Origin of the sequence: Chryseobacterium sp. 2987 (genome assembly GCF_031456375.1) — a bacterium.
GTDB classification, from domain to species: domain Bacteria; phylum Bacteroidota; class Bacteroidia; order Flavobacteriales; family Weeksellaceae; genus Chryseobacterium; species Chryseobacterium vaccae.
Map to the genome: position 1 here is coordinate 398122 of NZ_JAVDUN010000001.1, position 14406 is coordinate 412527.

At 36.2% G+C, this 14406-nt stretch carries 12 protein-coding genes; 3 read left to right on the forward strand and 9 right to left on the reverse strand.

The window, feature by feature from the left end:
- Position 1 precedes the first annotated feature (1 nt).
- Complete coding sequence (locus tag J2Y40_RS01915; protein ID WP_309996337.1) at positions 2-430, forward strand: hypothetical protein; 429 nt, start codon at positions 2-4, stop codon at positions 428-430.
- Positions 431-1287: 857 nt separating this feature from the next.
- Complete coding sequence (locus tag J2Y40_RS01920; RefSeq protein ID WP_153394177.1) at positions 1288-2076, forward strand: PhzF family phenazine biosynthesis protein; 789 nt, start codon at positions 1288-1290, stop codon at positions 2074-2076.
- Between the two features lie 210 nt (positions 2077-2286).
- Here J2Y40_RS01920 and J2Y40_RS01925 read toward each other — a convergent pair whose 3' ends face one another.
- The 8 genes from J2Y40_RS01925 to J2Y40_RS01960 all read right to left on the reverse strand — a co-directional run bounded on the left by J2Y40_RS01925 (position 2287) and on the right by J2Y40_RS01960 (position 11342).
- Positions 2287-2970 carry an MBL fold metallo-hydrolase gene (locus J2Y40_RS01925; protein ID WP_153394175.1) on the reverse strand — a complete coding sequence of 228 codons (684 nt, stop codon included), beginning with the start codon at positions 2968-2970 and terminating at the stop codon, positions 2287-2289.
- A gap of 51 nt (positions 2971-3021) precedes the next feature.
- Positions 3022-3609 carry a Crp/Fnr family transcriptional regulator gene (locus tag J2Y40_RS01930; RefSeq protein WP_153394173.1) on the reverse strand — a complete coding sequence of 196 codons (588 nt, stop codon included), beginning with the start codon at positions 3607-3609 and terminating at the stop codon, positions 3022-3024.
- 1192 nt (positions 3610-4801) lie between these two features.
- Positions 4802-5221: a transposase gene (locus tag J2Y40_RS01935; protein WP_153394172.1), complete on the reverse strand. Its 420-nt coding sequence runs from the start codon at positions 5219-5221 to the stop codon at positions 4802-4804.
- A gap of 204 nt (positions 5222-5425) precedes the next feature.
- Positions 5426-5959, reverse strand: coding sequence for a hypothetical protein (locus J2Y40_RS01940; RefSeq protein ID WP_153394170.1), 534 nt, complete (start codon positions 5957-5959; stop codon positions 5426-5428).
- Positions 5960-5994: 35 nt separating this feature from the next.
- Positions 5995-8772: a hypothetical protein gene (locus tag J2Y40_RS01945; protein WP_153394168.1), complete on the reverse strand. Its 2778-nt coding sequence runs from the start codon at positions 8770-8772 to the stop codon at positions 5995-5997.
- 136 nt (positions 8773-8908) lie between these two features.
- Complete coding sequence (locus J2Y40_RS01950; RefSeq protein ID WP_153394166.1) at positions 8909-9703, reverse strand: hypothetical protein; 795 nt, start codon at positions 9701-9703, stop codon at positions 8909-8911.
- A gap of 30 nt (positions 9704-9733) precedes the next feature.
- Entirely contained in the window at positions 9734-10495 is a 762-nt protein-coding gene (locus J2Y40_RS01955; RefSeq protein WP_153394164.1) for a hypothetical protein, read from the reverse strand.
- Between the two features lie 100 nt (positions 10496-10595).
- Positions 10596-11342, reverse strand: coding sequence for a hypothetical protein (locus J2Y40_RS01960; protein WP_309996344.1), 747 nt, complete (start codon positions 11340-11342; stop codon positions 10596-10598).
- An 814-nt stretch (positions 11343-12156) separates the two neighbouring features.
- Between J2Y40_RS01960 and J2Y40_RS01965 the strand changes: the two genes are divergently transcribed.
- Positions 12157-13767 carry a hypothetical protein gene (locus J2Y40_RS01965; protein WP_309996348.1) on the forward strand — a complete coding sequence of 537 codons (1611 nt, stop codon included), beginning with the start codon at positions 12157-12159 and terminating at the stop codon, positions 13765-13767.
- Positions 13768-13805: 38 nt separating this feature from the next.
- Here the strand turns inward: J2Y40_RS01965 and J2Y40_RS01970 are convergent, their stop codons facing one another.
- The gene (locus J2Y40_RS01970) at positions 13806-14162 is read right to left on the reverse strand and encodes a response regulator (protein WP_153394159.1); all 357 of its coding nucleotides are present in this window, start codon (positions 14160-14162) and stop codon (positions 13806-13808) included.
- Positions 14163-14406 lie beyond the last annotated feature (244 nt).

The following is a 14406-nucleotide window of genomic DNA, read 5'->3' on the forward strand; positions in this document are numbered from 1 at the left end:
TATGAAAACACTAATATCATTAAGTTTATTGTTTTTCTTGCTGTCTTGTACCACACAAAAAAGTGATCCAAATTTTTCCAAACCAATAAAAATCGTGAGATTCATGGGGGTAGATAGTTATTCTTCCAATATAAACCCTCAAATATTTTGGAGCCAGAGCCAAGAACATATGTTTTTATTTATGGAAAAAGCAGACTTTCTTTCTGAAATAGAAAACTACAAAGAAACTGACAAAAGTAATTTACAAGAGTATATTTATGCTTTTGTTACAGCAAAAAAAGATACTTTATACTCAGATTATGATCTTAGATCATGGATATTAATTAGGAATAACAAGCAGAAATATTACCTTGACGAACAAGGCAAAACATCCGAATTTTTAAAAAGAACCTTCCCCTTCTTTAGAGATTGTTCATACACTCCAAATTAGTTTGATTTATAAAGAGCCGCATTTGTTTTGCGGCTCTTATTTTTGTTTGCTATTGGTTTGTTTTGTAAAAATCCGTAACTTAGTTACAGTTATTTTTGATTAGAGAGAATCTGCCCCTTAAATACCCCCAAAAAGCATTAAATATTTGATTATCAGCAGTATTCACCTGGTGTATAGGGAAATAGAATGCAATCTTTTCATAAGTGCTCTTTGTCATTCGGGTGGGTTGTTTCGGACAAGAGTAAGCTTAACACCATTAAAATATAAATATTTAGCTAAAAGACGTGGATATAAAAGCACTTATTAGTAAGGCCCAGAGATAAAAACACAAATGATGGAAAAATATTCTAATAACATTACAGTTGCAGAGCTACTATGCAAGCACTGCAAACCATAAGGTTTATTAAAATAGCAGTTGATATTTCAGAATTCTGGAAAATTATCGTGATATATTTATTGTTCAGTTAAAGAAGATAACTCCTTTACATACATCCAGTTTAAACCATATGAAAACTACTTCCAGTAACTCTTTTATACTACTGTAAATCAAATAGCTTTATTTCTGAGTAGTAATTTCACATGGTGCTAAAAGAAGGGACATCCCGGAGATTGTTCTCACTAGAATCAAAGTTGCAGATGTTCAGAGTTTAGAGGATTGGATAGCGGAAGCTTGGAAATAGCCTGGTAAGGTCATGATACTGGACAGTGTTAGTACCGGTAAGCTCGTGTTGAGTGACAAAGTATATTTGAGAACTAATGCCAAAAGGTGATCTAAAATTTCACTTTATTAGTCATCCATAAAGCTGTCCGGTTTCACAATATTATTTATCTTTGTTATTGGTTTAAATTTATTAATCATGAAGTTGGATTTATTTCAAATAGATACTTTTACAGAAGCTATTTTCCAAGGAAATTCTGCCTGTGTTGTCCCGTTGAAAACCTGGTTACCTGATGAGATTCTTTTAAAAATAGCCTGTGAAAATGCCGTAGCAGAAACAGCATTCTTTATTGATAACGGTAATACCATTCATCTGAGATGGTTTACTCCTGAAATAGAGATGGATTTATGCGGACATGCCACTCTTGCCACCGCTTATTGCCTAACTTCCATCTTAAACTATCAGAAGAGCAGGATTGTTTTTGAAACTAAAAGCGGTGAGCTGATAGTAGATGTAAAAGACGGACTTTATTATATGGATTTACCTTCAAGAATGCCTGAGCCTTCGACTCTTCCTGAGAATATAGCCCAATCTCTCAATATTCAGCCAAAGGAAGTTTTCAAATCAAGAGACTATTTACTGGTATATGAGTCTGAGGAAGACATCAGGAAAATCAGTGTTGAAAGATCCATTTTAGACCTTATCAATCTGGATCCCGGAGGTGTGGTTGTAACTGCAGCGGGTACTGACAGCGACTTTGTTTCGAGATACTTTACACCCCAGTCTTCAATTCTTGAAGATCCTGTAACCGGCTCTTCACACTGCTCACTCGTTCCATTCTGGTCATTAAGACTGGGAAAAGACAAACTTTATGCCCGTCAGCTATCAGAAAGAGGCGGAGAGCTGTATTGTGAAAATAAAAATGAAAGGGTAATTGTGGCGGGTAAAGCCAGAACTTATTCTAGGGGAAATATTTGGATAGAATGATACTCATCGGATTCGATTTTGTATAAGAATGAGAATAGCAAAATAATAATATTGCTGTTCTCATTCTTCTTTCTGCCAATTTAAAGCTTTTAAAGTTGTATTATAGCTAGAATTCATTTTCTGCTCTTAAAAACCAACTCTATTATAACATAAACAGTGAGTTCTGGCAGGTCCGGCAGAATTCTTTACAGGATTAAATACAATATATCTTTAAATAGCAGCACTGCATTGAGCCACAAATTGCTCAAACTTCCGATCCTTATTTCGAAGCACCGGTCCGTGCCCGAAGCAAATCATAGCGGGGTTCAGCTGTGCTAACTTCTGGAGCGATTTGATATTAAGCTTCTGATCCGATGTGAACATATTTGGTGGAAGCCGTAAGCCGACTGCTGTTGTGATTAGGTTCATATTTACCGCTGTATCTCCCATTATCAGTACACCATCCTGCTCACGGAATAAAGATATGTGACCTGCGGAATGTCCGGGAGTTTCTATTACCCGAAAGTCTCCGATTTTATCGTTTTCAACGATTGTCCCTCCAACTTTATGTCCTTGGCCTGCCCAGTACCTTTGTTGAAGTTTTGCGATCCAATGTTGCGGAGTTGGATAGTCCATGGTTACCATCCCCGTTTCGGTTCTGAAAACTTCGTTGGGGTGGCAGAGTAAAGGTATCTCAAATTCAGCACATACCTGATCGCTGCACCCTTGGTGGTCTGCATGTGCATGTGTGAGTACATGTTGATAAACGTTGATTTCCTGAAGTACTTTCTTTATAGTCGCATATGAACTCCTTATTCCAGAGTCTACCAAAACACCTTCGATAATAAAACAGTTGATACTGTTTCTTGGCATGAGCGGAATATGGAATACTTCAGTAGCTATTTGATGTAACATTTTTTTGTACAAAGCTACATCACTGATCAGAACTGAATATGGACATTTGTCCTATAATACGTTGGGTCTGTTTATATGTCCTTTCACTCGTGTAAGAGATCGTTGTGTGATCCCCAGATATGAAGCCAGATCCTGCGTAGTTATGCGCTGAACGAGCATGGGCTCAATAGACAGCATATGACGGTATTTATCTACAGCCGACCTATTATTATAATTCAACATATAATTTTCCTTTTGCTTATACTCATGCTCCATCACTGACTTTATAACCTCATTCCAAGAGTTAACCTCACTAAGCAGGTGCTGATAATCTGCATAGCTTATGCTATAGATGACACTATCCTCTATAGTTTTGATACTCCTTCTTGATTTTTCCTGCCTTACAAACTCCATAAATGAGGTGACAAATTCATTTTCAAACTTAAAGCAGGTTATATTTTCCTTTCCATCCTGATCTATAGCGTATGCTTTTACAGCACCATTAGCAATAAATCCAATATGACGGCAGAAGTCATCCTCACGAATAAAAAAATCACCTTTTTTTAAGTGAATTGGTTTAAAGAACTGTACAGAAAAATTGATTTCCTCAGTTGATAGTCCTCCTATTGAGGATAGATACTTTTCAAGTACATCAGTCATTTTTATGATATTTTTTTCCTTTATTCCTCTTCTTAAAAGGCTTCGGATTCAATTCCAAATCCCGCATACAAAACTAACATTTTTAAGTTTGTCAATTAACGGAATATATCTTTCTTTATATATACGTTTTCTATTTACAATATAATACCAAGCACTTCCAGCAATCAATAATAACAAACCAAGGGGAAATTATAACCAAGAAAATATCAATTAACTAAGGCTCTATAGTAACAAAAATACATATAATGATGAAAACTATATTGGCATTAAAAGGGCATTGAACTGCAGAGTGGTAAATGGTAATTTTGTATCCTGCACAATTTGCGGAACCACGGCGTAATGAAACTTAAAGATTTGTAAGAAATGGCTCAGGGAATATCCCCAAAATTTCTATTCAAAGAGTTTTAGAAATTTAAGTATAATTCACTGATTATAAATGTGTTTAATAACCAAGCCCGTGGCTGTTTCTTATGTGCTCTTTTCATCCACATCTTCTATCATACCTCTTCATCCAAGATCATCGGTTAGATTGCGGACATTCGACTTAATTATTATATCTCTATTACTACCATTTACTTTAAAAATACTCTTTTAAATAACCTGGAGTTGGGGGTAAGGAGTTAAAAGGTTGGAAGATGGAAGAAGGAGGCTGGAAGTTACTTTTAGTTATACGTATTGAGAGCTACCAGAAAATTAAATTAAATAAAAACAGATCAATATTTGTTCTTAATGACTTTCAAAACTTCGCTCTTCCTTCTTCCTTCTTCAAACCTGCATCCATCAGATATTCTTATCTCGGACTGAGGTTAAATAATAAACATTTTTTTCCATTTGGTTACAGTATTTCTACTTAGTTTAAAATGATTAGCAAGCTCAGTGTTATTTAAATTATTCTTTTTCTGATACTCCAGCATTTCAAATATGATAGATTTGTCATAAGACCTGAACCGCTGGTTCTGAACAGTATTTAATAAATTTTCTGTTCCAAATATAATCTCATTTAAACGAATTATATCTATCACTGAAATATTATTTTTAGAAAGAATAGCTTTGCAATCTTCTTTCTTGTTAGGGAATTTAAAAACCAAAATATCTTCATAGATTTTCTTGTAATTCGGTGTGCTGGAATACTTCATATATTTAAATGTTATGCGTGACATGCAATATTATTATTTAATACTTTTGATTGAATCTACTTATCGTACTTATTTATCCATCGATATAATGTGGTTTTAGGAATATTATATTCTTCTATAATTTGCTGTTTTGTTTTTTGACCTGTGTTGATAAGTTCCATACAAAATTGTATGATCTCTATGGTATAAATGCTTTTTTTAAATTGTGGCATGGTAGATTTATTATTTGATTTCTGTCTATTTGAAGGGGGAGCAAATAATATCAGATGTTGTGAATAAATCCTGAAAAAATCGTATTCCAAAAGTTTGCTCCATCTAAGTAATAAACCTGTTTCCATATGTTCCGATTGATACATTTTTGCAATTTCTTGTTCCTTGCATTTAAGAAAATTACAGATACGTTGTTCGCTGATATTTAATTCTTGTGCTCTTTGTTTAAGTAGAGCACCAATATTGATATGTTGAAAGTTTTTCATGAAATACAACTTATTGTTTTTGTGAAAAATTTTGAAACTAAAATTGAATTCTGCATTGATTATAAAGATCTTAAAAGGATTTTTTAAATTTTATCAGAGAAAGTTAACAGCTAACCTTCAGCCAAAACTGGGAAATGATAAAGATCAAAACATTTTGTATGGCTGAAGGGAACTGTGAATCAAAATTTCACTGTAAAAAATATTTTATGGTTTCCAGAAGCTCCATACCTTCCCGTTGAAAACTGCCAGAAGTTTTGCAGTGGTGTCATACACAATCAGGCCGGGCGCGGGATTGATGATATTAAGATGCGGACTGGCTACTTTGGGTAATATCATTGATTTATTGGTGTCTTCAAGTACCAGTATTCCGGAGGTTGTATTTACGGTTCCTATGCTTGTCTTTGCCGAAGTGTTTTCATTCGCAGAATTCTGGATGATGGCTGCATCAATATTTGTTATTGGATCTATTGTACTTCCTGTAGTGTCTACAGATAAGTCTTTCCATCCTGAGGCATATTTCACCTTCACTTTTTTATCAGTAAGATCATAAACTAAGGTTCCGTTTACTGCTCCTGTTACTGATGCAGTATTGGTAACCCATGGCAATATCATCCCTTTATTTTCTGCTGCAAACTCTAAAGAAACGGATGTATTGGATACTGATGTCTTGCCTATTGCTATTTGTGCCTGCACAAAGGAAGACAGTAAGCCCGCTGTTGCGAATAATATAGTTTTCATCTTCTTTTTAATATTAAATTATCTTTTTATATAAATTAAGGACATGTCTGAACGTTGAAACATTTCCATCCCAGGCCGTCATAAATACTTAAGCAGTCCAGATTAGTATCGTAAACCATCATTCCTTCCACGGGTATTAATGAATTCTTTTGTACTGTTGTTAATCTGTTAGGTACAAAACCTTTAGTTTTTGCTTCCAACGCAATCCATCCTCCCTTTCTGGCCATAGGCCAATTGCCATTGTTTATACCTGCTCTGCCTAATGAAGTAATTCCTAGAGTGGTATCCAGCGATGTGCCTGAAATCACCGCATTCTTATAACAAAAACAGCTATTTACTAAAGCATTTACAGAACCTCCGGTTCCCTGTCCTACATCTCCGCCAGTATCAGCAATACCTCCATTATTTACCAGATTAGGGACACCATTCCCATTCACACCTCCATTAGCTGTAGTGTTGATGCTTCCGTCCGTATTCAGATGTTCGTTTAATACATTTTCATCTCCTTCTATAGCGTCAGGGCAGCCGTCTCCGTCAGAATCCAGATCCAGAAAATCAGGGGTGCCGTCACCATCGGTGTCAAGGGATTGGCAGGTTCCGAACTGGAAGTCGTCATACCTTGCCTCTAGATTGCTGGTGGCTAATCCATATATGTAAACCCTTAATGTATATGTTGTATTGGGTAGCAGATGAATTTTATTATTTAGCGGAGAGCCGATGAGATATAAATAAGGTGTTGAGGCTGGTATTGTAAAATTTTCCAACAACAATGTTCCCGCTGTGGAAAAGGCATTAGCAGAAATTTCAACTCCAACTCTGTATGCATTGCCATTTAATGCAGAGGACCAGCCAAATTTACTGATCTCGTGGTATCCTGTTAACGTGGTAGGCGTCGTAAAAGAGTATTGCACATAATCATTATTGCTTCGGGCATTGGCTAATGAACTTTCATTGATACTGCTTAAAATCCATCTGTTAGAAGTGTTCGGGTCTAGGGCACGGGTTATTCCGGAACCCCAAACCATATTACCGGCAGATGCTGCTATATTGGTATCACGCCCGGTCATGTTTGTGCCTGTAGGTGCCGTAGGCCAATACCTGTCCTGAACCAGTGTTCCAGCAGGAGTGTTGCTGAACCATCCGGCATCAAACAGTGAATTTTGACAATACCCTTCGTCAGTATCTGAAATCCCATCGTTATCTTTATCAATGTCTTCGATGTCAGGAATTCCATCATGATCAGTATCTGTACAATAATTTACTAAAGTGCTTGTGGAGACTCCCACATCCTGTCCTACATCTCCGCCGATATCTGCTGTTCCTCCTGAGTTGACAAGATTAGGAACACCATTTCCATTGATGCCTCCGCTGGCAGTGGTATTAATGCTGCCGTTAGGATTGAGCTGTCCTGCCTGAACAGTTTCATCTCCCTCTATGGCGTCAGGGCATCCATCCCCGTCAGAATCCAGATCCTGAAAGTCTGGTATGCCGTCGCTATCGGTGTCTAAAGATTGGCAGGTTCCGATCTGGAAGTCATCATATCTTACAGGAGTACCGGCGGCGGATGCCCCATATACGTATATCCTGAATGTATACGTGGTATTGGGCAACAGGTGGACCTTATTAACCAAAGAGGTTGCCGATAAATAGGTATAGCTGCCCGTAACAGGAATTATGAAGTTTTCCAGCAACAATGTCCCCGGTGTAGTAAAGGCATTGGTAGAAACTTCAGCTCCAACCCAATACTCATTGATATTTGGAGTAGACGCCCAACCGAATTTGCTAATTTCATGATATCCTGCTAAGGCTGCAGGTGTAGTAAACGAGTATTGTATATAATCATTGTTGGCTTTGGCATTGGCCAAAGAGCTTTGATTTACCCCACTTAATTGCCATCTGGTACCATCTTGCGTGTGACTAATCCCTGATCCCCAGACAAAGCTGTCGGCAGTAGCTGCTATACTGGTATCACGCCCGGGAATACTGCTACCTGCAGGAGCAGTGGGCCAATATATGTCCTGTGTCAGTGTTCCTGGAGGAGTGTTGCTGGTCCATCCAATATCAAACAATGAATTTTGACAATATCCTTCGGCTGTATCTAAAATTCCGTCATCATCGCTATCTAAGTCCGGACATGCCAGGAAGCTTACGCTTTGAACCCTGATATCATCTGCTGTTCCATTGGCAGGATTAGCAAATGAGGCAGGAGCATAGTGCAACATAATGTTTCCGTTATTGGGAATGCCTGGAGGCAGTTGGATGGTAATGGTTCGGTAGCCTCCCACTGCAATAGTTGCGGGCGATAATAATGTGGCTCCATTACTGGCTGTTACCGTTGCATTGGCATTTGTGTTGATTGCAGAGCTTATTGTTCCATATATAGGATTACCAGCCGGAGTAGCTGAATTACCGTAACGTATATAAAAATCCATATTATAACCGGGTGTGCCAGAGTCAACTACCCAGACTACAAGCGTCACTTTAGCACCTGTGCCTAAAGGATTTGCATTGGTAATAGGGTGCGTTGCGAATTGGTCAAGATGTCCGTTAACCATCTGCTGGTTAAAAAGTGTATAATCGTTGCCGGCAAACACCTGGTTGACCGTGGCCGGATCGGGACTGCCTGTAAAAGGTGTACCATCGTTATTGCTCATGGTATAGGAGCCTGTCCAGCCCGTTGTAGCAGGTATGCTTGTAATAGGCATATTTGCAGCCGCAGTGGCTCCATTGAAATCATAGAAGTTGGTCGTAGGGGTTATTTTTTCTACCTGGGTTGGGCATTGCGCATATACGAGACCGGTCAGTGAAAGCATAAAGAATATGACTATGCTTTTAAACAATGCCGGTGAAATACCAAAAAAAATAAATCGGAAAAGGTTTCTCATAATGTAAAAATTGATTAGGAAAATTAAAGGTTAACAAAAACAAAATTTTTAAGCTGTTACTTTTTTATTGGGAAATAACTAAAACTGCGTTATTTACTTTAAATGTACTTGCGCCATATGATCCATAGCCTGCTCCACAGGCCATTTTATCTCCCGCTGCCAGATTAAGATATGAGCTTATGGAAAGCGGCCAGCTTGTACCTGCTCCTGTGGTTTGAACAAGAGATCCCGAAGACATCACAGCACCATTTCGGATAACAAATGCCTGTGCTGATGCGGCTGCCTGGCCAACTGTTATATTGATCAAACACTTTACAGAATAGACTCCGGGGGAGGAAATCGTATACTCATGTGTTGAAAGGTTAAATGCATTCATAATATCCAGATATTCCGTTTCAAATTTAATTTTATAGCCGCCACTAGTACCTGTGATATGTAAAGTAGTCTCCGGGGTATTTTGCCTGGCATAAGCTAAAGTTTTTATTACTCCCTTGATGCCTAAGCTCTCAGACACATTCGTTATATTAGCCACGGTAGACCATTGCGGCTGAACGGGAGCGCCGGGGTCCCAGTAAGCGAGTCCTTTGGAAGGGCTATTAAGTGCCGGATTAGGGTTGCTGTAAACAAGAAGATAATTGGCAGGATTGGTAATGATATCTTTATCAGTAGTGTTTTTCAGCGGAATTTTAGGCAACAGAATCCCATTGTTTGTATTGACTGGAAAATCCATATCCAGAACAGCTGAAGCATGCGGTGTTGGGTCGGGAATATTTGAAAGCGTTATGGCTACCTGTGCGTTTGATAATAAAGTAAAACACAGGAATGTGATGATGGCTAAATTATATTTTAAGTTTTTCATGATCTATGAATGTATCTATATTGTGTTGCTTTATAAAGGGTCCAGCCTTGTTACGGAAATCTGTGAGGCCCTTCTATTCTGAGTAGTTCCCGTACCGGTAGGTATAGATTGAAAGAAATAGTACGAAACCTGGTCACCGGCGATAAGAGAAAGCCTGTGAACCATCTCTGCTGACGAATTTGGAGCGCCTGAATTTTTATTTGCCCGACCTACCTTTACAACAGTACCGTTTACCTTTATCCGGCCTTCCAGATATCCATCACTAGATGTTGTTCCCTGAAATGTACTTACCCTGGCATTGATCTCATATATACCAGTTTCGGGAACAGTATAAATATTACCGCTGATACTGCCCTGGAGTACTGTATTGCTTTGCATAAGGGTCTGTACCTCTACATTTGGATTGAAAGCCGCTGTGGAAGTCTGAAGGCTGACTAAATAAACTCGTCTTGCGTTTGTACTGATATCTTTAATTATTGTACTCAGCTCGTAAAGCAGTTCCCATCTCCCTGTAAGGGAAGGATTTGACTGCTTGGGAGCGGAAGCATCCCAATAAACCAGCCCGGTTCCGGAGCTGGTATTGGTATTCATTGCTATCAGCATATCTGCGGGATTGGTAACGGGATTCGGATTGTCAAAATCAGGAATATCCAGTCTTGGTATCAGCATTCCTTTGTTGGCAGATACCACCTCCAACACGGCGGAACCGGATGAACTGCTGCTGCCAATAATGACCTGCCCTTTGACATTCGTCATTAATGTTGTTATCAGAAAGATTAATATGTTTTTCATTTTTTATGTTTTTAGATGTTTAGAATTGTTATTCTATGATGCCTGATTTTCTGTGGAAATTCGAATGAGCAGCCCCCTGATCATTGAATAAGTTTATATTTTAAGATTTTGTGAGATAAAAATATTTTGAAGTACTGCTGGCATTCCCGGTAGAGCTTCCCCAACATCGTATTTGTTCATTTGCATTCAGTTCTAAATACACTGTGCCATTGACTGTAAGTCCGCCTACGATATTATCTCTGGTCATAACAAAAGTTTGCCTTTTTCCGGTATCTTCGGTACCGGAAGCATTGTAAACCCGGATCTGGATTTGTGCTGATGTTGACGCATTGATCACCATTCCGCATTTGGCATAATATCTTCCTTTTACCGGGGCAGTATAGTAACTGTCTGTACCCGTAGTAAATGCGGACATATAGTTAAGAAGAGTGGAAGAGAATGTAAGTTCTGATAATGTAGCCGTAAAAGCTTGCGGTGTAGTTTGATTTGAAGCAACCTGAGCTAATTCAATTCCGAACCCATCAGTAATTTCTGTCAATTTGGTCTTTGAAATAAGATATTCCCATCTCTGCGATGCTTCGCTCCAAACATGCAGACCTTTATGAAGTATTGGAACTGACGTTAGGTTTTCTGCGGTATTAAAAATTATTAATCCGTCCGCCACCTGGGCAACCTGGGCTTTCACCGTGACAGAGGTAAGTTGTACTTTCGGGATTTTTATGCCTTTATTAGTGCTCCTGATTTCTAAAATGGAGGAGATATCAGGGGTTGAGGTATTAATACCAACCTGACCGAAAATATTGCTGCTTAATATGAGGCAACTGGTTGCTAAAATAAAATTTTTCATCATTAATTGTTTTTATCAAGTAAGTTTATAATGATCTGTTGTTCAGTTTTTTTGAACAGGATAAATTTGTGTTTTTTGAAAAAAATCTTAACCTCCTACACTTTGTTTGTATGATATATACAAGGAAGAGTAATGGTTCTGAGCATCTTAAATAATAGCTTTTGGCTTCCGGATATATGCAATTCGGATGTGTCTTAGATGTACAAATATTTTCCTAATGCTTAAGGAAATGGTGAAGTGCTCCAAGAGACTGTGTGGTTTACTCTGGAAATGGTGCTGGAAAGCCCGGACTAAACAATAAGAAGGGGTATTTTCTATAGGCCGATTATTAGTATCTGGAAGAATTGGTATTCCAGTATAGATAGGTGGGCTGTTAGATCTCCTGTCTGTTATTTGTATTCTGTGGATATATTGCTGTGCCTTATCACAGCGAAGAGGGAGGGATAACAAATGTAATCCGAATAAATTTTTCATAAATACTTGGTTTTTTTTTCGATCCTTAGTGTGAGATCTGGCAGCGAATTTATATCATGATAATTTTATCAATGCTAAAATTGTTGTTAACAATTGCTAACAAAAAAGAGATTTCTTAGTGAAATATGTTAATTTTATTAATTTAAAATATTGGCTTTTAGTTAATTATAATTTTTATTTGTTAATAATAGATCTTGCATTTGAAAATCCTATTTTGTAAATCCTTTTTGTTCTTAATTTGACGTAATAAATATTGCTCATGAGTAGAATTTTTATCATATTCACATTCTTCATCATCTTATCATGCCAGAATGATAATACGAATGAGTATTTTTATAAATTGACCGAAGAAGAAATAAAACCAATAGTTTCTGATCCCAAAAAAATCCGATTATTATATGACAGAGAGCTGAAAAAATATAAGAAGTCTAACGATCTCAAATATTTAATGAGCAGTAAATATTTGGAACGCTTTTTATACATAGGAGAAGACAATAACATCAAGCAAGTTCCTTTAATTTATGAATTATTGAAACTTAATGATAGCAAAAGTGAGTATATCTCTATTTCCTGTAATTTTGCTTTGGCTCTTCAATTTGAGCAAAACTCTCCGGAATTTGGATTAAAATTCCTTGATGATGCTATAAAAATTGATGAAAGATATGGCAAAAAATATTTTTTGCCTCATCTTTATCATGCAAAGGGAAGATGGTTTTATAATGCTAAAAAATATTCTTCCGCCATTTATTATTTTAATAAATCTTTACAAAATCTAAATAAAGATGACCTCCTTTATATTGCTTCAATGTATAATAATTTTGGGATGACTTTCAATAAATTAGGAAAACAAGGGAAGGCAATTCAGCAAACGCTAATAGGTATTAATATTCTAAAAAATAAAGCTATTCTAACTAATGAAGAAAGGTTTCTGATGAATCTTATGATTGCAAATGCAGGAGCTTATTATTATTCACTCAAAGATTACAGTAATGCTGAAACATTTTTATGTAATGCATTCGAATTTTTTAAAGACAAAGAAGAATTTTACAGAAACTCCATTACTATTTCAGAACAGCTATTCAGTTTATTTGGGACTACAAAACAGCATCGTAAAAAAGAAAAAGTTATTAATTTCTTGCTAAATGTCGAATCCAAAGTAAATTCTTACCCAAATAGAATCAGAGCTAATAGTATAATTCAACAATATTATGCCGAAACCAATGACTTCAGAAATTTAAAAATAATTTCTGCAAAATTGTTTGATTTGAATAATAGTTATGATCTGAAGAGTAGTAGGGATGCTGGTAAAACTGCTGATGTACTAAATAATTATATGGTACAGGACATCAATCAAAAGTATAATTTCAAGATACATGATCAGGAAAGAAAAAATAGATTTTTTTTAATTTTATCACTTCTGATCTTAATCGTATTGATTCTATTTTTTAGAAGTATAAAAAATAAGAATAGAGCGGAAAAGGAACATATTAAAAATCAAAAGGAGATACTTGAACAAGATTTGTTACTTCAGAGAGAAAGAAATAAAAATATGCGTCTTAATCTTAATCTAAAAATAGAAACAGAAAAAGCTTTTTTATACAATCTTAAAAGAACAAGAATGTCAAAAAATATTGAAACTGAAGAAATATTGAAAGATTTATACATTCAGATCAATAATTTAATTCGTATAGATAAGAAAAATTATGATTTCATTGGTGAAAGCTCTTTTGAAAATAATTTATTCATGACTAATCTCTCAAAGAAGTTTCCGTTACTTAGTACTAAAGAGCTTAAGCTGTGCGTTTATTTCAAACTTAATTTAAGTTCAAAGGAGATTTCAGTTCTTGAAGACATAACAGAGGGAAGTGTAAGGGTTTTTAAAGCAAGGATTAACTCTAAAGTAAACCCAGATAAATCCGGAAAACTTTTCGATATTTTAAATAATATATAGTTAAGATAACCTATAATAAAATTCTGTATTCATTTTTCTCAAGAATTTTTTTTAACTACATTAATCATATGATCAATATCAAACGGTTTTTCAATAAAGTCATCAGCCTTACATGCTTCGGCCGTTTTGGGCAAATCATAAGATGTAGAGGTTAAAACAGCAGATAAATCTTCGGTTTGAGGATCATCCTTTAATCCTTTAATTACTTTTGATCCCTTTTTGCTGCCTTTTATGTTATCATCTACTATAACCAAGTCAGGATCGATTTTGTCAATTCTTTTGATTGGTTCGGTTGTCAATGAAGGTATAACATCAAAACCCTCATCTTCCAAGATTTCATCCATAACTTCAAGAACATCTTTATCATCTTGGATAAGCACAATTTTCTTTTTCATTTTGCAGTATTTTCATTGCAAAGATATATAATAAAATTAATGAAACTACGGTGATTTTTTGTCGCTATTGACTCAAAGTCAGGAGACTAAAATAACTAATTCCTCGGCTGATTTATAATTTTTAATATCAATTTTTATAGGATCCGAGCACACTTTTCTATTTTCGATATTATATTGATTATCATCATGAATTCTGATTAACTTCCCTTTATTGAATGGGGGTTAAGCCATGATAATTGTTTTT